This is a genomic window from Kribbella sp. NPDC050459, from assembly GCF_040655315.1.
GTDB lineage: Bacteria > Actinomycetota > Actinomycetes > Propionibacteriales > Kribbellaceae > Kribbella.
Genome location: NZ_JBFAJQ010000008.1, coordinates 162,246 through 178,978 on the forward strand (window position 1 = coordinate 162,246; position 16,733 = coordinate 178,978).

A 16,733-nucleotide genomic window follows, 5' to 3' on the forward strand; every position below is an offset into this window, starting at 1 on the left:
TCCGGTAAGCCGGATGGCGCTGAGCTTTCCATACCGGAAATGACCCGGCGCCCGGAAATACTGTGCGTCATGCGTCGATCGGGGAGGTTTGCCGCGCTGGCCGGATGCCTACTTCTAGTCGTGTCACCGTTGACGGCGAACGCGAAGGTGGAGGCCACGACCGTGAAGACCTTGACGTTCAACATCCACCACGGCGCCGGCGTCGACGGCAAGCTCGATCTGGAGCGGGTCGCGAAGACGATCGAGGCGTCGGGGGCCGCGGTCGTGGGTCTGCAGGAGGTCGACAAGTTCTTCGACGCGCGCAGCAACTGGGTGGACCAGCCGGCCTGGCTGGCGGCGCGGTTGCAGATGAACTACGTCTTCGCCGCCAACCTGGACTGGGATCCCGCCGAGCCGGGCAAGCCGCGGCGTCAGTACGGGACGCTCGTGCTGTCGAAGTACCCGATCGTCGACTCCCGCAACACCCTGCTGCCGCTGCATGCGGGCAGTGAGCAGCGCGGTCTGCTCGAGGCCATGATCGACGTGAACGGTACGCCGTTGCGCTTCGCCGACACGCACCTGACGACGATCAACGACGGCGAGCGCCTGGAGCAGGTGAACGCGATCGTCGCGCTGCTGAAGGACGCCCCGGAGGCGACGCTGCTGGTCGGCGACTTGAACGCCGTACCGACGTCGACCGAGGTCCGGACGCTGACGACGCACTGGACCGACACCTGGCCGGAGAAGGGCTTCGGGCTCGGACTCACCAGCCCCGCGCCGTTGCCGACCAAGCGGATCGACTACCAGCTGCACAATTCGCAGCTGGTGACGACCGCCGTGTCGGTCCCGGTGAGCTTCGCGTCCGACCACCTTCCGGTCGCGGCGACCTATTCGCTCAGCTGACGCTCGTACGCCTCCGGGCTCCAGCCGGCCACGGTTTTCGTGACCAGCTTGGCGCCGAGGCGTTCGTAGAAGCGGTATCCGGCGGTGTTCTCCAGACGCAGCCCCCAACTGATCGGCAGGCGGTCCGGCAGCGCGAACCGGGCCAGCGCCAGCATGAGCTGCCGTCCCACACTGGCGTCGCGGAACTGCTCGCGGACGTAGAGATCGTCCAACGCCAACTGATCACCACCTACCCAGAGGTACGGCCGGCGCAGTGCCGAAACGTACCCGGCGACGGCGCCGCCGACCTCCGCGATCAGCACGACCACCTCTTCGCGCCCGAGGAATCCTTGCCAGTCCGCGACACTCGCGGTCAGGTACGCGCCCTGGTCCTGGTAGTCGGCCAGCTCCCCCAGCATCGTGTGCACTGCTGCCGCATCCGCGACGACAGCACGGCGAATCTCAATGGACATGAACCCCTCCGGTCGCAGGCTTGAACGCCGGTACGACGACCAGCGCGAGGACTGCCGCGACCGCGGCGGTGACAGCGGCGAACGTGAACCCACGGGTGAAACCGGTCGAGACCGTCCCGGCGAGACTCGCCGCCGCGACACTCGACACGACGGCGACGCCGAGCGACGCGCCGAACTCGTGGAACGTGCTCAGGATCCCGGACGCCAGCCCGGCCTCGCGGTGGTCGATCTGCGCGAAGGTCGTGGTCGACGCCGCCACGAACGCGGCGCCGAGCCCGATCGTCGCGACGGTCATCCCGATCACGATCACGGCCGTACCCTCCCAGATCGCGGGGACAGTCACGCCGGCCGCGGTGATCAGGAACCCGGTGATCGCGATCGGCCGCGCACCGGTCCGGCCGACAAGGTGCCCGGCCACCTGAGCGCCGACGATCGCGGCGACCGCCACCGGGAGGAACAGCAGGCCGGTGCGCAAGGCGCCGTACCCCTGGAAGTGCTGCAGGTAGAACGAGCCGAGGAAGAACATCGAGATCATCAGCGCCGTCGCGACCAGGATCATGAACGTACCGGCGGTGACGGGACGGCGGCTGAAGATCCGCAGGTCCATCAGCGGTGACCGCACGGTGCGCTGGACCCAGGCGAACACGCCGTACAGCACAAGGGCTCCGGCAAGCGTGCCGAGCGTCGCGGCCGACAGCCAGCCATGATCGCCGGCGTTGATCAGCGCGTAGATCGCCGTACCGGTGCCGGCGGTGACCAGCAGCGCGCCCGGTACGTCGAGACGTCCCGGCTGCTCGCTCGGACGGTCGGCCGGCAGCATCCGGACCAGCAAGGCGAACACGACCAGGCCGATCGGCAGGTTGATGTAGAACACCCACTGCCAGCCGGGGCCCGCGGTGAGCAGACCACCGAGCAGTACGCCGATCGCGGCGCCGCCACCGCCCATCGCCGACCAGATGCCAAGCGCCTTGTTGCGCTCCTCAGCGTCGAACGTCTTCGTGACGACGGCCAGCGCCGCCGGGGAGAGCATCGCGGCGCCGATCCCCTGCGCGACCCGGCCGCCCAGCAGGACTTCCGGCCCGTTGGCCAGCCCCGTGACGAGCGACGCGAGCGTGAACACCAGCAGACCGGTCAGAACGACGCGGCGGGAGCCGAACAGGTCGGCGGCGCGACCGCCGAGCAGCATCAGACCGCCGAACATCAGCGTGTACGCACTGACCACCCAAGTCAGGGTCTCGCGCTGGAGATGGAGATCGGTCTCGATGTTCGGCAGCGCGATCGCCACCACGGTGACGTCGAGGATCAGCATGAACTGCGCGACGGCGAGCAGCCCCAGCAGTCGCCACCGCCGGGGGTCGGGTTGAGTCATGGTCTCGTCCTTAAGTTGAACAGGTATGTACGGGTTATGTTCGGTACGGTAACTCGTACACTGGTGTTCGACAAGAGGAATTCGTACAGTGGTGTTCAAGATCAGGGAGGTCCCGGATGGCTGTCACCACCAGGCGCGCGGACGCGCAGCGCAACATCACGGCGATCCTGACCGCCGCGGCCGAGTGCCTGAGCCGTGATCCGGCGGTGAGTACGTCGGAGATCGCGAAAGCGGCCGGCGTCGGGCGCGTGACCCTGTACGGGCACTTCCCGTCCCGGGCCGAGCTGGTCGACGCGGTGTTCGTGCAGGCGATCGCGACCGGCGAGGAGACGCTGGGGCAGGTCGATCTGACCGGAGACCCACGGGAGGCCTTGACCCGGTTGATCGCATCGAGCTGGCACCTGGTCGACCAGTACCGGGCGCTGCTGATCGCGGCTCAGGACGCGCTGCCGCCCGGCCGCGTGCGCGACTTGCACGCCGATCCGATGGCGCGCGTGGAGCGGCTGCTCGAACGCGGCCGCAGCGAAGGGGTGTTCCGGACCGACCTGCCGACGTCGTGGCTGGTCAGCGTGATGCACAACGTGATGCACGGCGCCGCGACCGAGATCCAGGCCGGCCGGATCACCTCCGCCGAGGCAGCGCCGTACATCACCGCGACCCTGCTGGCCGCGTTCACTCCGCCTGAGTAGCTACTCCAGCCAGGTGGTTTCGAAGGTCGGGTTGGCGTGGATGTGCACCGCTTCGTAGCCGCCGGGACCGGTCCGGAACTTGTGCGGCGTCTCGGCCGGGACCACCAGGATCTGGCCGGCCTTGCCGACGATCTCCTCGCCGTCGACGGTGAATGTCGCCGAACCGCGCCGGATGATGAACGTCTCGGCGTACGGGTGCAGGTGTAGCCGCGGGCCGACGCCCTCCTGCGTGGTCGACTCGAGAATCAGCGAGACTCCGGCACCACCCGGAAGTTCGGTGTAGTTCTCGGTCCACTCCTCGCCGTCGTCCCGCCCGTCGGCCCGGCTGATCACCGCGGCCCCCGACTTCGCGATCTCCGTCATGCCACCCTCCTCGATCGATCCTGTCACCGTAGCCTCGTCCCAGGCTCTTTCACATCCCTTTCACCGTGAGGCGAAGCCGCCAGCCGTCCCGCCACTGGGGCGAGTGCGGCGACGACCACCGCCAGTACGGCGACGCTCGCCAGGGCAGCCGGCAGCGACCAGGCGGACGAGAGCGCACCGACGGCGGCCGGGCCGACCAGGAAACCGAGATACGCGATCGTGGTGACCACCGCGATCGCTCCCGCGCGGCGCTCCGGCCCGGCCCAGGCCCCGGCCATGCCGATGATCGTCGGCGCGCACACCGACGTACCGAGACCGGCGATTCCGATACCGGCGAGCGCCGTCCACGGGTTGCCCGCCGCGGCGGCGACGAGCGTTCCGATCGCGGCCACGACACCGCCCGCGACCAGGAGCGGCACCGGTCGGATGCGCTTCAGCAACGCGTTGCCGGCGAAGCGGCCGGTGGCGGCCGCCGCGGCGAAGACCGCCGGAGCGATCGACGCCAGACCTGCTGGGGCGTCCAACGAGGTGTCGAGATGGACGGCGCTCCAGCTCTGCCAGGCGTTCTCGACCAGGTACGCGAGCGCGCACAGTGCGCCGAGCACGAGCAGTACGGGCTGGAGCCGGGCGCGTTTTTCGGTGGGCGTCGTCCGAACCGTGCGTGTTGCCCCGGGCGCGAGAGCGACGACCGCCGTGACCACGATCAGCACCGCCGCACCGCCCAGCACCGGCAGCGCGCCGACACCCGCGGCCCGGAGTCCCGCCGTACCGAGGCTCGCCACCACGACCGCGACCGAGAACATGCCATGGGCAAGGTTCATCACCGGGCGTCCCGTGTCTGCCTCGGCATGCGATCCGGCCGCGTTGATCGCCACGTCCGTCGCCCCAGACGTTGCTCCGAGCAACAACAGTGCGGCGCTCAGCGAGACGACGGAACCAGCGAGCGCCGGCAGTACGCCGCAGAGCGCGAACAGAACCATGACGACGGGCAGCACCATGCCGCCGTACCGGTCGATGAGGTATCCGGTCAGCCGCATCGACAGCAGCGCCCCGAGGCCGATCATCAGCAGCGCCACACCGAGCTCGCCGTCGTTCACTCCGGCCCCGGCGCGGATCGCGGGCAGGATCGCACCCCACGCACCCCAGAACAGACCGAACGCTGCGAACCCGGCGACTGGTTTGAGCATCCGCTCACCCTAGTTGGAGGCTAGGCTCGCGGGCGTGGAGCTGACCCGGACGTTCACGGACGAGCAGTACGCGCGCGGCCTCGAATCCTGGACCTTTCTCGAGCTCGACGGGATGGTGCCGGTGTTCACGTCGCCGTTCGGGGATGTGTTCTTCCAGGCGGCGGACGGGTTCTGGTGGCTGGACACGCTCGAGGGGATGCTGGAGCGGCCGTGGGCGAGCGCGGACGAGCTGCGGGACTCGTTGAACACGGAGGACGGTCAGGATCAGTACCTGCTGGCCGGTCTCGCGTTCGGTGCCGCGGACCGAGGCGTCGTACCGGGTCCTGATCAGGTCTACTCGTTCGCGCATCCGCCACAGCTCGGCGGCGAGATCGCGCTCGACAACGTCGAGGTGATGGACTTCGTGGTCTCGCTCAACATCCTCGGGCAGATCCACAGCCAGATCCGCGACCTGCCGCCCGGTACGCCGATTTCCGGCATCACGATCACTGACTAGGGTGTGGCGCATGCCGCTGTACTCGTTCGAAGGTAAGCGCCCGACCGTTCACCCCGCCGCCTGGATCGCGCCGACCGCGACCCTCGTCGGCGATGTGGTTGTCGAGGCCGGGGTGTCGATCTGGTACGGCGCGGTGATCCGGGCCGACCTGGGCACCATCACGATCCGCGCCGGCGCGAACATCCAGGACAACACCGTCATCCACGTCGGCCACAACGGCTGCGAGATCGGCCCGAACGCGACCGTCGGACACCAGTGCCTCGTCCACGACTGCACCATCGGCGAACAAGCCCTGGTCGGCAACGGCGCCATCGTCCTCGACGGAGCCGTCGTCGGCCCCCGCTCCCTCATCGCCGCCGGCTCAACAGTCACCCCAGGCGCGGTCATCCCACCCGAGTCAGTCGCCATGGGCAGCCCCGCCAAGAAGATCGTCCCGCTCGACGGCACCGCCAAACTCTTCGTAGACCACAACGCCACCGTCTACCACGCCCTGGCCGAACGCCACGCCGCCACGGTCGAACTGGTCGAGGACTAAGCCCCAACCCAAGCCGACGGCCTCAAGCGGCGACTACTACGGCCCGCAGAAGTTCGGCGAATTCTTCAGAGGCGTCGGCCCCGCCCGCATCGACCCCGCGCCCAGGACCAGCCCCTACGAGTCCGCCTCTGGCACCGCACAGCCGACCTGACCGGCATCGCCCTTTCCTCGCCGCCCCGCTCGTCGGCTACCCACTCCCGCGCCTCCCCGCTCAGTGCGGCGCGCTTGGCCCCGGCCGACGCCGGTGGTTCCGGCCGATACGGGAGGTCCCGGGTATCGCCGGGTGTAGCCAGCTGCCGCCAACAAACTGCGAGCTAACGCGCGTCTCTAACCACCAGGCATGCACCCCGCACCGCATGCACCCCACGCAACGCTGCAGGCTCGCTCCCGACCGACGCTCGAGCTTCCAACTGCGGCCCGACGCAGCCTGCCGCCCCGACAGGCCGCGAACTCGCACTCACCTCCGCCCACCAGGCTGGCGACCCGCACACATAGACACCCGCCCAGCGCCACAGGTGTACTCCCGCCCGACGCCCCAGGTTCCAGCTACCACCGGACGCAGCCAGCCACCGCCGACAAGCTTCGAACCGGCGCTCGCCTCCGACTACAAGGCTGGCAACCCGCTCCCGGCTGTCGTCGGGCAGCTGCGGACTGCCGGTCCCCGAACTGGATGCGACTGGGCTGGATGCGACTGAGCACGGCGGCCGGCCGGACGGGTCGGTGACCTTTGCTACCAGGGGGAAGGCGGCGTCGGAACTGACCAGAGGCGCCGCGGTGTAAGCGATCACGGCGAGCAGCGCGGCGTCGACGAGCGACTCCTCCCCGGCGCGACCCCGCGTCGGGTGAGTATTGGCGGTGTGATCGACGACTTCGCGAAGGCCTATCTGCACGACGCTCTCCGTTGGGTACGTGAAGGGCTCGTGGCGAAAGTCGACGGATTGTCCGAGTACGACGTACGCCGGCCGCTCACCCACACCGGCACGAATCTGCTCGGCCTGATCAAGCACCTGACGATCACCGAGGCGCGCTATCTCGGCGAGATCTTCGATCGGCCGTACGCCGATCCGCTCCCGAGCTTCACCGATCCCGGCTACGCGAACTACGACCACCTCTGGGTCAGAGAACACGAAACCCGCGCGCAGATCCTCACCAACTACCGCCGCGCCTGCGAGCACGCCGACGCCACCATCACTGCAGTCCCGATCGACGCCCGCGCCACCGTCCCCTGGTGGCCGCGCCCCGACGTCATGCTCTTCAACGTCATGCTCTTCAACGTGATGGTCCACGTTCTCACCGAATCGAACCGCCACGCCGGCCACGCCGACATCCTCCGCGAACAACTCGACAACACCACCAACACCGACCCCGACGTCGACTGGACCGCCCACCGAACCCGAATCGAACAAGCCGCCCGAGCCGCAGACCCGTCCCGCTGAACCGCTACCGCCGGATCCAGGCCGGCGCGTTTGGCGAGGCCAGTGCGGTCCGCGCGGTAGGCGGCCGACACTCACGGGTAAACGCTGATTCGCGAGGTACCAAGCACCGGGGCGCGGGGTTGGCGAGCGCCCAGGTCCGGAATCTGGTGGGTGCGGAACTGTCTTCACGCGAAGATCAGAGCGTTGCGGTACGCCGCCCGGCATCGTCCCCGCGAGCTGTCGGCGACACTCTCGGCTCGCCGGCTCCGAGGGCCATGTTGCAGCGACGCTCCCCTTCCGACCACTTCGTTCGGCAGGTACGGGCTGCCGAGCCGGTTGGTGTGCTCATGGGCCCGTGCGCGGCCCGGGTTTGCGGTTGCGGGTTTGTCGTGGTGGGAGATAGTGGGTGCCGTTGTGGTCGACGAGGAAGCGGAAGCCGTGGGGGCTGGTCCATTCAATGGCGCCGGCAGGCAGGCGTCGGTTTCTCCAGCCGCCGAAGGTTTTGGCGCGGTGGTGGAGTCGGCTCTGCGGTATGAGGTTGTCGACGCTGGTTTGCCCCGGCGGCCCGGTGCGTTCCGGCGGGCGTGTGCGGCCAGGCGGGCGTGTCTGACCGGGCGGACTGGTGCGATCCGCTGAGCTGGTTCGGCTGCGTGGAAAGGCACGATCCGCTGAGGCGGCTCGGCCAGGCGGGGCAGTACGGTCCGGCGCGCTCGATCGGCCCGGCGGCTTGGCCGGTGCTGACGGCTTGGCCGGTGCTGATGGCGACGACGGCTGCGCTGGTCGCGCGGCGTAGCTGTACGGCGTGATGTGGTCTTGGTCCATCCGGGTGGTGGCCTCTCCGCCGCCGTACGGGAACATGTCGACCGGGTGACGCAGACGAACGCGTTCGCGGATTCGATCCGGGATCTCGTAGCTGTGGACGCTGACCTGGTCGTGCAGGTCGATCACTGGCTTGACGACCACCTGGTCGTGGCCAAGCAGTTCGGTCAGTTGGCTGGCAAAGAGCGGACCGAGCTCCTCAACCCGCAGCACCCCGGCGCCGGTCGCCAGGGTCTTGTCGGTGAGGTGCACGTACAGGATGTGGCGGTTACGCCGCCCGGCGACCGCGCCGAGGCCTGTGCTGTAGGCGTCGCGCTTGATCGCGGCGAACCGGGCCGCCAGCGTGCCGGCCAGCGCTTGGCGAGTGAACCCGTCCGCACCCTCGGCCTCGCCACCGGCCACCGTGCTGTAAGCCACCGAGTCGGTCATCATGCCGTTGGTCACCTCAGCACCAGTCGGCTCACCGGCCACAGCACCAGCAGCCTTGCTCGCCATGTGATCGGCATCGGCAGGCTCATCGACCGGCGGGGATTGCTCGAAGTCGCTGAGATCCCAGGTCACCGGACAACCGTCACCGCCGGCCGCGTCTCCGGTGGTCTCGCCGGTGATGTCGCCGGTCGTGTCACCGGCAGTCTCGCCGGTCGTGTCGCCGGTCGTGTCACCGGAGGTCTCGCCGGACGTGCCGCCGGACGTGCCGCCGGAGGTCTCGCCGGACGTGCCGCCGGAGGTCTCGCCGGTCGTCTCGCCGGTCATCTCGCCGGTGGCCTCGCCGGTCGTGTCGCCGGACGTGCCGCCGGAGGTCTCGCCGGTCGTCTCGCCGGTCATCTCGCCGGTGGCCTCGCCGGTCGTGTCGCCGGTCGTCTCGCCGGTCGTCTCGCCGGTCGTCTCGCCGGTGGTGTCGCCGGTCGTGTCACCGGTCGTGTCACCGGCGGTCTCGCCGGTGGTGTCGTCGGTACGAGCGGTCCGGGTGTTGGTGGGTTGCATGCGGGCGAGGTGGCGAGCTACTTCGATGAGGTGGTGGGCGGATGCGGGGTCCGAGATCCAGCCGACAGCCTTGGCGCGGCGTTGGTCGAGAGTGTCCGTGTCGCCGAGGGCTTTGAGGGCTTGCGCAAGGTCGTCGATCTTGGCGTCGAAGCGGATCACGTCTCCGGCCGCTGCACGCACCCAAATCCTCTTGGTGCCGTGGTCGTCGGACTGGGAGACGAACACGCCCCGGGTCTTGGCGGTGGCTTCGGCGTTGGCCTGGGCTTGGGCGGGGTCGGCTTCCCAGATCGCGGCGGTGGTGATGGCGGCCAGTTTTCTGGGGGTGACGGTGTTGATGATGGCGGCGACGCGGCGGTCGACGATCGCGGCGGCTTCTTGGGACAGGGTCAGGCAGGCATGGGCGATTTTGCGGGCGCGCCAGGCGATCGCAGTGCCGGACAGGACGGCGGCCCAGACGGTAGGGAGGCGGTGGCGCAAGGCGAGGGCTTCGCCGATGAGGGAGCTGGCCGCGCCGCTGGAGATGCCGAGGACGGCGCCGAACTCGATCGGGGCGAATTCGGCGACGCCGGGGCAGCCGTCGCCGCCGTAGACGACGAGGCGTTCGTAACCGGGGAGTGGTTCGTAGCCTTCGGCGACGGCGTTGCGGTCGGCGTAGGCGAGCGCGGTTTCCAGGATGCGGGTGGCGGCGCGGTTCTCGATCTGGGCGCATTCGGCGGCCGCGGCGAGCAGGTCCGCGGTGTCGAGATCATCCAGATCGGTATCGAACATGTGTTCTATTGTAGATCACGATCCGGTTACAGCCAAATCGGCAAGACGCCGGAATCCCTTGCAGGCAAGGGGATTGTCGGTGTCGCGGCCGGGGAATCTGCCCGTCTTGGGAGAGCGCCTTGCAGCAAGATCGTGCTGGGGTTGCGTGAGTTCTGTCCGGTGGCGGCGAGTCGAGGGCCGCGGTGCAGGATGCGTCGAAACGGGCCCTTGGTCGGGCGGCTAATGGCGGCGCGCGCGGCCCGCCGAGCGCAGTCGGTCCAGACCTGGGCAGTCTCCGGCGCTGTCGCTCCCCGCGCGGCAGCCCGCAGCTTCCCGGCCGCCGTACCCCGGGCCGGCGTTCAGCACGCCACGGCCGTGGACACCACCCGGGCCAGCATCGCCCGGGTCCCGGTAGCCGCAACCAATGCACCGCGCTAAGGGTGAGGTGTACAAAGGGTGTTGGACAGGTGCTCTGGAGCGAGCCGGGAAGCGTCGGCGGTTCAGTCCGCAGTTTCGGGCTGAGGTCGGGGCGGACGATCACCGAGGTGGCGGGTGATCTCGGTGTGGAGCGTAAGACGCTGAACAAGTGGGTGAGTGAGTTTCGCAGGCCGGTGCGCAGGAGTCTGTGGAGCCGGTGGATCAGGTTCGGGTGCAGGAGATGGAGGCCGAGATCCGCCGGTTGCGGATGAAAAGCCGCTGCCTGGCGCCACCGAGCCGAGGCTGCCGGTGGCAGGCGGCGGGTCCTGGGGACGCGGATCCCGCAGGTGTTCGACCGGTCCCGGCAGACCTACGGGTGCCGGCCCAGCTGAACCGCGAGGAGTGTGCGTGCAGCGTGGGACTGGTCGCGGGTTTGATGCGTGAGTTTGGCTTGCGGGCCGTGAAGTCACGCGGCTATCAGCGGACCACACTGCCAGGTGACCGCCCGGTCGACTCACTCGACCTGCTGGAGCGTGCCTTCGCCCGGACAGCTGCGCGCCGGGCGAGCGGCTGGTCGGTGACATCACCTACCTGCGCACCGGTCAGGGCTGGCTGTATCTGGCCACCGTGATCGACTTGGCCACCCGGATGGTCGTCGGCTGTCAACTGGCCGACCGCAACCCGCACCAGTCTGGTCGTCGACTCGCTCCAGATGGCGCTGGACAGCTGCGGGCGCGATCTTCCACGCCGACCGCGGTCGCCAGTACACCTCGAGTCAGTACGTCCGGTACTGCCGCGCCTCTACCACCGCCACCCTGGCCCACCCACACCACCGCCAGAACACGTGTGGGTTGGAAGTTCTAGGTTCGCCAGGTGTAGCGGCGTTCGGGGCGGCCGGTGGTGCCGTAGCGGAGGGTTACTTCGGTTCGGCCTTGGGCGGCGTAGAACTCGAGGTAGCGGCGGGCGCTGACGCGGGAGATGCCGATCTTCTCGGCGCATTCGGCGGCGGAGAGGCTGTCGGGGGTGGCGCGGAGTGCGGCGGCGACGAGGTCGGCGGTTTCCTGGCTGAGGCCTTTCGGGAGCCGGTTGACGAGTTGGCGGGTGGGGGCTAGGACGCGGTCGACGTCGGCCTGGGAGGTGACCTGGTCGGGGACGCTGGCGCGGCGGCGGGCGTACTCCTGGAGCCGGGTCCGCAGATCCTCGAAACCGAAGGGTTTCAGCAGGTAGTTCACGACCCCTTGCCGTACGGCGCCGCGTACGGCGTCGGCCTCGCGGGCTGCGGTGATGACGAGGATGTCGACATCGGGCCGGACGGCGCGCAGCCGGGCGATCAGGTCGAGACCGAACACGTCGGGCAGGTACAGGTCGAGCAGAATCAGGTCGGGAGCGAGGTCGGCGAGCGCGGCCACCGCCTGGTCGCCCGAGTTCGCGGTGCCGACGACCTCGAAGCCGTCGACGCGGTCGACGAACCCGCGGTGGATGCGGGCGACCATGAAGTCGTCGTCGACGACCAGGACGGTGATCATCGGGCTCCTTCCGGGGTCCGCTGGGTGGACATCCGCGCCACGAACGCGGCGCCGCCCTCGGACAGGTTGGTGACCGCGACCTCCCCGCCGCGGCGCCGGCAGATCAGGCGCGTCATCGCCAGGCCGATCCCCCGCTCACCCTCGGCCGCGGCCTTGGTGGTGAAGCCGTGCGCGAACACCTCCTGCGCCAGCTCGGGCGCGACACCGGGTCCGGAGTCGCGAACAACGATCTCGACGCTGGTCGCGTCCTGCCGCAGCTCGACCTCGACCCACGCGGGCGACAGCGGTGTGCCGGACTGCGCCGCGGCGTCGACGGCGTTGTCGACCAGGTTCCCGAGGACGGTCGCGATGTCGGCGGAAAGCGCCGGATCGAGGCGCAGCAGGGTGGTCCGCTCGGACACCCGAAGCTCGACGCGGCGCTCGGCCGCGAGCGACGACTTCGCCATCAGCAGGGCCGCGACCGTGGTGTCGTGGACCCGCCGCGTCACGGTCAGATCGAGCGATTCACGGTACCGGTTGAGCGCACCGACGTACGTGACCACCTCGTCGTACTCCCCGATCTGGATCAGCCCCGAGATCGTATGCAGCTGGTTCGCGAACTCGTGCGTCTGCGCCCGCAGCAGCTCGGCGGACGAGCGGAACGAGCCGAGCTCGCGCTCGAGCTGCGCGAGCTCGGTCCGGTCGCGCAGCGTGGTCACGGATCCGAGCGACCGCCCGTCCTTCAGCACCTCCATCCGGTTCATCACGAGTACCCGCCCCCGCCGTACGACGACCGCGTCGCGCGCCTCGTCGTCGCCGGCGAGCACCTCGCGCAGCCGCCCTTCGATCCCCAGGTCCCGCAGCGATTTCCCGACCGCGTCGGCAGGCAGGTCCAGCAGCCGCCGGCCGACGTCGTTCACCAGCGTCACGCGCAGCTGGGGGTCCAGGGCAACGACTCCTTCGGCCAGCCCGTACAGCATGGCTTCGCGGTGCTCGGCCAGACCGGCGATCTCCCGCGGTTCGAGCCCGAGCGTCTGCCGCTTGATCCGGCGCGCGAGCAGCCACGACCCGAGCAGCCCGAGCACGCAGGCGATCCCGAGATAGATCGCCAGGTACGACGACGCGCCGCGCAACCGCTGCAGTACCGAAGGAGAGCGCTCGCCGACCATCACGGTGCCGATGTGGTCACCGAGCGTCCCGTCCGGATTGCCGAGCTTGTCCTTGCCCTCGCTCAGCACCGGGACCTGCGCGACCAGCTCCATTCCGTCGTCGCCCCGCAGCTGCCCGGACCAGCCCTTCCGGACATCCGGATCACCCAGCGTGAGCTTGGTGCCGATCAGCGTCACGTTGGTTGCCGCGATCACCTTTCCCTTGGCGTCGGCGACCGTGATCGAGGTGACGCCGGACTGGGCGATGCTGGTCTGCAGGGTCGGCGCGAGCATCTCCGCGGGCGCCGGGTTGCGGATGCTGAAGCGCAGCGCGGGACTCGCCGACAGCTGCTCCGCGAGCAGGGTCACCCGGCGGCCCTCCACCCGGTTGAACGTGGCGGCAGACTGGGCGAGCGAGACCGCGGCCACGGCGACGAGCACGACCACCACGATCGCCAGCTGCAGCACGAGCAGCTGCCCGGCCAGCGTCGGCCGCCGTCCCAGCCTCGCCATGGTCCACCTCCTCGCCCTTTCCGAACCGCATGATCACCGGTCCGGAGCCCGAGTGCCACACTTCACCCAGGTTCCGCCTGTGACCACAATGAACTCAACCACCGCTGCGGCCACAACGCAGACGCCCGTACCACCGGAGGTCCACGATCGTCGCCACCTGATCCCCTCTAGGAAAGGACTCAGCCGATGAGGTCTAGGCCGATGCTCTGGGTCACCACGGCGCTGCTCGCCCTGGTCAGCGCGACCGCGTGCGGTGCGACCGCGAACAAGTCCGGCGACGCGAACGACGACAGCGGGAAGCCGGCCACCGGACTGCGGCTGATGGTGCCGAACACCGCCGGCGGCGGGTACGACACCACCGCGCGGACCGCCGCGAAGGTGATGGAGGACGCGAAGATCGCGACCGGCACGCAGGTGTTCAACCTGCCGGGCGCCGGCGGCACGGTCGGCCTGCAGCGGATCGTGAACGAGAAGGGCAACGGCAAGCTCGCGATGCAGATGGGGCTCGGCGTGGTCGGCGCGACGTACACGTCGAAGTCGAAGGCCACGCTCACCCAGACCACCCCGATCGCGAAGATGATCGAGGAGGCCGGCGCCATCGTGGTGCCGAAGAACTCGCCGTACAAGACCATCCAGGACCTGGTCACCGCGTGGAAGGCGAACCCGAAGGGGCTGGCGGTCGGTGGCGGCTCGTCGCCGGGCGGGCCGGACCACCTGCTGCCGATGCAGCTCGCGCAGGCGGTCGGGATCAACCCGAAGGACGTCAACTTCGTCTCGTACGACGGCGGCGGCGAGCTGCTGCCCGCGCTGCTCGGCAGCAAGATCGCCTTCGGGGCCAGCGGTTTCGGCGAGTTCCTCGACCAGGTGGAGAGCGGCCAGGTCCGTGTGCTCGCGGTGACGAGCGAGAAGCCGATCGACGCGCTCAAGGACGTGCCGACGCTGAAGGACTCCGGGATCGACCTGGTGTTCACGAACTGGCGCGGCATCGTGGCGCCGCCGGAGATCAGCGACGCGGACAAGAAGGTCTGGATCGACGCGCTGACCAAGATGCACGACTCGGCGGAGTGGAAGGCCGAGCTGACCAAGCACGGCTGGACCGACGCGTTCGTGACCGGTGACGCGTTCGGGAAGTTCCTCACCGACCAGGACAAGGCGGTCGCCGACATCCTGACCAAGCTGGGTCTGGCGGCATGAGCGAGGCCGCTGCCCGGCGGCCGGATCGTGCGCAGTACGGAGTGTGCGGGTTCCTGGCGGTCGTCGGCGCCCTGGTGATCGTCGACGCCGCCCGGCTCCAGCACATTGCCAACAGCAACGATCCGATCGGCCCGAAGCCGGTCCCGATCGTGCTCGGTGTCCTGCTCCTGGTGGTCGCCGCGCTGTACGCCGCCGACGTCGCCCGCGGCGGCACCGGCGCGGCCGAGGAGGGCGAGGACGTCGACGTCACGTCGCCCGTCGACTGGCGCACCGTGCTGCTGCTGATCGCCGCGTTCGTGGTGAACCTGGTGCTGATCGACCCGCTGGGCTGGGTGATCAGCGGGACCGTGCTGTTCTGGGGCTCGGCGTTCGCGCTCGGCAGCCGGCACCACATCCGCAACCTGGTGATCGCCGTCGCGCTGGCGCTGATCACGTTCTACGCGTTCGCGATCGGGCTCGGCGTCAACCTGCCGGCCGGCGTACTGCAAGGGATTCTGTGATGGACAACCTGATGAACCTGCTGAACGGGTTCGGCGACGTGCTGACGCCGCTGAACCTCCTGCTGGCGCTGCTGGGAGTCACCGTCGGTACGGCGGTCGGCGTGCTGCCCGGGATCGGGCCGGCGATGACGGTCGCGCTGCTGCTACCGATCACGTACGGGCTCGAGCCGGTGCAGGCGTTCATCATGTTCGCCGGCATCTTCTACGGCGGCATGTACGGCGGCTCGACGACGTCGATCCTGCTCAACACGCCGGGCGAGTCGTCATCGGTGGTGACGGCGATCGAGGGCAACAAGATGGCCCGCGCCGGGCGGGCCGCGCAGGCGCTCGCGACGGCCGCGATCGGGTCGTTCGTGGCCGGGACGATCGGCACGCTGCTGCTGGTGCTGGTCGCGCCGCAGGTGGTGAAGTTCGCGATCAGCCTGGGCGCGCCGGACTACCTGGCGATCATGCTGCTCGCGTTCGCCGGCGCCACCTCGGTGCTCGGGTCGTCGCGGATCCGCGGGTTCGCGGCGCTGCTGCTCGGCCTGGTGATCGGGCTGGTCGGGATCGACAAGGTGACCGGCCAGCAGCGGCTGACCCTCGGGATCCCGCAGCTCGCCGACGGTATCGACGTCGTGGTGGTTGCCGTCGGCATCTTCGCGGTCGGCGAGGCGCTCTGGGTCGCGGCGCACCTGCGGCGCAACCCGGGCACGGTGATCCCGGTCGGCCGGCCGTGGATGGGCAAGTCCGACTGGCGCCGCTCGTGGAAGCCGTGGCTGCGCGGAACGGCGTACGGTTTCCCGATCGGAGCGCTGCCGGCCGGTGGCGCTGAAATTCCGACTTTCCTGTCGTACGCCACCGAGAAGAAGCTGTCCAAGCACCCGGAGGAGTTCGGGCACGGCGCGATCGAGGGGGTGGCGGGACCGGAGGCCGCGAACAACGCGTCGGCCGCCGGAACGCTGGTGCCGATGCTCGCGCTCGGCCTGCCCACGAATGCGACCGCGGCCGTGATGCTGGCCGCGTTCACGTCGTACGGCATCCAGCCGGGACCGTTGCTGTTCCAGCGCGAGCCGAAGCTGGTGTGGGCGCTGATCGCGAGCCTGTTCATCGGCAACCTGTTCCTGCTGCTGCTCAACCTGCCGCTCGCGCCGGCCTGGGCGAAGCTCCTGCAGATCCCCCGCCCGTACCTGTACGCCGGGATCATCTTCTTCGCCTCGATGGGCGCGTACGCCGTGAACGCGCAGCCGCTCGACCTGCTGCTGCTCCTGCTGCTCGGCCTGCTCGGGTTCGGGATGCGCCGATTCGGGCTGCCGGTGCTGCCGCTCATCATCGGCGTGATCCTCGGCCCGATCGCGGAGCGCCAGGCCCGGATGGCGCTGCAACTGTCGAACGGCGACGTCTCAGGACTGGTGGGCGGTCCCGTCGCGTACGTCATCTACGCCGTCATCGTGGTGCTGATCGCCGCGCCGCTGCTCGACAAGCTCCGCCGCCGAATTATGACGAAAGATGTCGCATATTCGGCCTCACAGTAGGTGC

Annotated in this window: 15 protein-coding genes and 1 pseudogene; 9 read left to right on the top strand and 7 right to left on the bottom strand. The window is 69.3% G+C overall.

All coding sequences use genetic code 11. The annotated features are described in order from the left end of the window. Positions 1-120 precede the first annotated feature (120 nt). Positions 121-882 (top strand): endonuclease/exonuclease/phosphatase family protein, encoded by a 762-nt coding sequence (locus AB0I12_RS25400; protein ID WP_359934057.1) that lies wholly within the window; start codon positions 121-123, stop codon positions 880-882. Here AB0I12_RS25400 and AB0I12_RS25405 read toward each other — a convergent pair. Both AB0I12_RS25405 and AB0I12_RS25410 read right to left on the bottom strand, forming a co-directional pair. Beyond that, positions 867-1,334 (bottom strand): GNAT family N-acetyltransferase, encoded by a 468-nt coding sequence (locus AB0I12_RS25405; protein WP_359934059.1) that lies wholly within the window; start codon positions 1,332-1,334, stop codon positions 867-869. The genes AB0I12_RS25400 and AB0I12_RS25405 overlap by 16 nt on opposite strands. Next, positions 1,324-2,703 carry an MFS transporter gene (locus tag AB0I12_RS25410; protein WP_359934060.1) on the bottom strand — a complete coding sequence of 460 codons (1,380 nt, stop codon included), beginning with the start codon at positions 2,701-2,703 and terminating at the stop codon, positions 1,324-1,326. Before AB0I12_RS25410 ends, AB0I12_RS25405 begins: the two co-directional genes overlap by 11 nt. 116 nt (positions 2,704-2,819) lie before the next feature. Between AB0I12_RS25410 and AB0I12_RS25415 the strand changes: the two genes are divergently transcribed. Continuing rightward, a complete protein-coding gene (locus tag AB0I12_RS25415; protein WP_359934062.1) occupies positions 2,820-3,392 on the top strand; it encodes a TetR/AcrR family transcriptional regulator in 573 nt (190 codons plus the stop codon). Here AB0I12_RS25415 and AB0I12_RS25420 read toward each other — a convergent pair whose 3' ends face one another. Further along, positions 3,393-3,755: a cupin domain-containing protein gene (locus AB0I12_RS25420; protein ID WP_359934064.1), complete on the bottom strand. Its 363-nt coding sequence runs from the start codon at positions 3,753-3,755 to the stop codon at positions 3,393-3,395. Positions 3,756-3,778: 23 nt separating this feature from the next. Next, entirely contained in the window at positions 3,779-4,942 is a 1,164-nt protein-coding gene (locus tag AB0I12_RS25425; protein WP_359934066.1) for an MFS transporter, read from the bottom strand. A 34-nt stretch (positions 4,943-4,976) separates the two neighbouring features. Here AB0I12_RS25425 and AB0I12_RS25430 point away from each other — a divergent pair, with 34 nt between their 5' ends. From AB0I12_RS25430 to AB0I12_RS25440, 3 genes are all read left to right on the top strand, one after another. After that, positions 4,977-5,438 carry a T6SS immunity protein Tdi1 domain-containing protein gene (locus AB0I12_RS25430; RefSeq protein ID WP_359934068.1) on the top strand — a complete coding sequence of 154 codons (462 nt, stop codon included), beginning with the start codon at positions 4,977-4,979 and terminating at the stop codon, positions 5,436-5,438. A 10-nt stretch (positions 5,439-5,448) separates the two neighbouring features. After that, positions 5,449-5,973 carry a gamma carbonic anhydrase family protein gene (locus AB0I12_RS25435; RefSeq protein WP_359934070.1) on the top strand — a complete coding sequence of 175 codons (525 nt, stop codon included), beginning with the start codon at positions 5,449-5,451 and terminating at the stop codon, positions 5,971-5,973. Positions 5,974-6,830: 857 nt separating this feature from the next. Then, positions 6,831-7,409 (top strand): DinB family protein, encoded by a 579-nt coding sequence (locus tag AB0I12_RS25440; RefSeq protein ID WP_359934072.1) that lies wholly within the window; start codon positions 6,831-6,833, stop codon positions 7,407-7,409. Between the two features lie 324 nt (positions 7,410-7,733). Here AB0I12_RS25440 and AB0I12_RS25445 read toward each other — a convergent pair whose 3' ends face one another. Continuing rightward, entirely contained in the window at positions 7,734-9,959 is a 2,226-nt protein-coding gene (locus AB0I12_RS25445) for a DUF222 domain-containing protein (RefSeq protein ID WP_359934074.1), read from the bottom strand. Between the two features lie 954 nt (positions 9,960-10,913). Between AB0I12_RS25445 and AB0I12_RS25450 the strand changes: the two are divergent. After that, a pseudogene (locus AB0I12_RS25450) lies at positions 10,914-11,033 on the top strand (DDE-type integrase/transposase/recombinase); the annotation flags it as partial. 182 nt (positions 11,034-11,215) lie between these two features. On the opposite strand, the gene AB0I12_RS25455 reads toward AB0I12_RS25450, so the two are convergent. Continuing rightward, positions 11,216-11,881, bottom strand: coding sequence for a response regulator (locus AB0I12_RS25455; protein ID WP_359934076.1), 666 nt, complete (start codon positions 11,879-11,881; stop codon positions 11,216-11,218). After that, positions 11,878-13,521, bottom strand: coding sequence for an ATP-binding protein (locus AB0I12_RS25460; RefSeq protein WP_359934078.1), 1,644 nt, complete (start codon positions 13,519-13,521; stop codon positions 11,878-11,880). The genes AB0I12_RS25455 and AB0I12_RS25460 overlap by 4 nt, the downstream gene beginning before the upstream one ends. A 186-nt stretch (positions 13,522-13,707) precedes the next feature. Here AB0I12_RS25460 and AB0I12_RS25465 point away from each other — a divergent pair, with 186 nt between their 5' ends. The 3 genes from AB0I12_RS25465 to AB0I12_RS25475 are packed head-to-tail and all read left to right on the top strand — an operon-like array spanning position 13,708 to position 16,729. Beyond that, complete coding sequence (locus tag AB0I12_RS25465; RefSeq protein WP_359934080.1) at positions 13,708-14,715, top strand: tripartite tricarboxylate transporter substrate binding protein; 1,008 nt, start codon at positions 13,708-13,710, stop codon at positions 14,713-14,715. Continuing rightward, positions 14,712-15,215 (top strand): tripartite tricarboxylate transporter TctB family protein, encoded by a 504-nt coding sequence (locus tag AB0I12_RS25470; protein WP_359934082.1) that lies wholly within the window; start codon positions 14,712-14,714, stop codon positions 15,213-15,215. The genes AB0I12_RS25465 and AB0I12_RS25470 overlap by 4 nt, the downstream gene beginning before the upstream one ends. Beyond that, positions 15,215-16,729, top strand: a complete 1,515-nt coding sequence (locus AB0I12_RS25475) for a tripartite tricarboxylate transporter permease (RefSeq protein ID WP_359934084.1) — start codon at positions 15,215-15,217, stop codon at positions 16,727-16,729. The genes AB0I12_RS25470 and AB0I12_RS25475 overlap by 1 nt, the downstream gene beginning before the upstream one ends. The last annotated feature ends 4 nt before the right edge of the window (positions 16,730-16,733 follow it).

Coding starts and splice junctions, on each gene's coding strand:
- AB0I12_RS25405 (WP_359934059.1), bottom strand. CDS start 1,334: ATGTCCATTGAGATTCGCCGTGCTGTCGTCGCGGATGCGGCAGCAGTG.
- AB0I12_RS25410 (WP_359934060.1), bottom strand. CDS start 2,703: ATGACTCAACCCGACCCCCGGCGGTGGCGACTGCTGGGGCTGCTCGCC.
- AB0I12_RS25415 (WP_359934062.1), top strand. CDS start 2,820: ATGGCTGTCACCACCAGGCGCGCGGACGCGCAGCGCAACATCACGGCG.
- AB0I12_RS25420 (WP_359934064.1), bottom strand. CDS start 3,755: ATGACGGAGATCGCGAAGTCGGGGGCCGCGGTGATCAGCCGGGCCGAC.
- AB0I12_RS25425 (WP_359934066.1), bottom strand. CDS start 4,942: ATGCTCAAACCAGTCGCCGGGTTCGCAGCGTTCGGTCTGTTCTGGGGT.
- AB0I12_RS25435 (WP_359934070.1), top strand. CDS start 5,449: ATGCCGCTGTACTCGTTCGAAGGTAAGCGCCCGACCGTTCACCCCGCC.
- AB0I12_RS25445 (WP_359934074.1), bottom strand. CDS start 9,959: ATGTTCGATACCGATCTGGATGATCTCGACACCGCGGACCTGCTCGCC.
- AB0I12_RS25455 (WP_359934076.1), bottom strand. CDS start 11,881: ATGATCACCGTCCTGGTCGTCGACGACGACTTCATGGTCGCCCGCATC.
- AB0I12_RS25460 (WP_359934078.1), bottom strand. CDS start 13,521: ATGGCGAGGCTGGGACGGCGGCCGACGCTGGCCGGGCAGCTGCTCGTG.
- AB0I12_RS25465 (WP_359934080.1), top strand. CDS start 13,708: ATGAGGTCTAGGCCGATGCTCTGGGTCACCACGGCGCTGCTCGCCCTG.
- AB0I12_RS25470 (WP_359934082.1), top strand. CDS start 14,712: ATGAGCGAGGCCGCTGCCCGGCGGCCGGATCGTGCGCAGTACGGAGTG.
- AB0I12_RS25475 (WP_359934084.1), top strand. CDS start 15,215: ATGGACAACCTGATGAACCTGCTGAACGGGTTCGGCGACGTGCTGACG.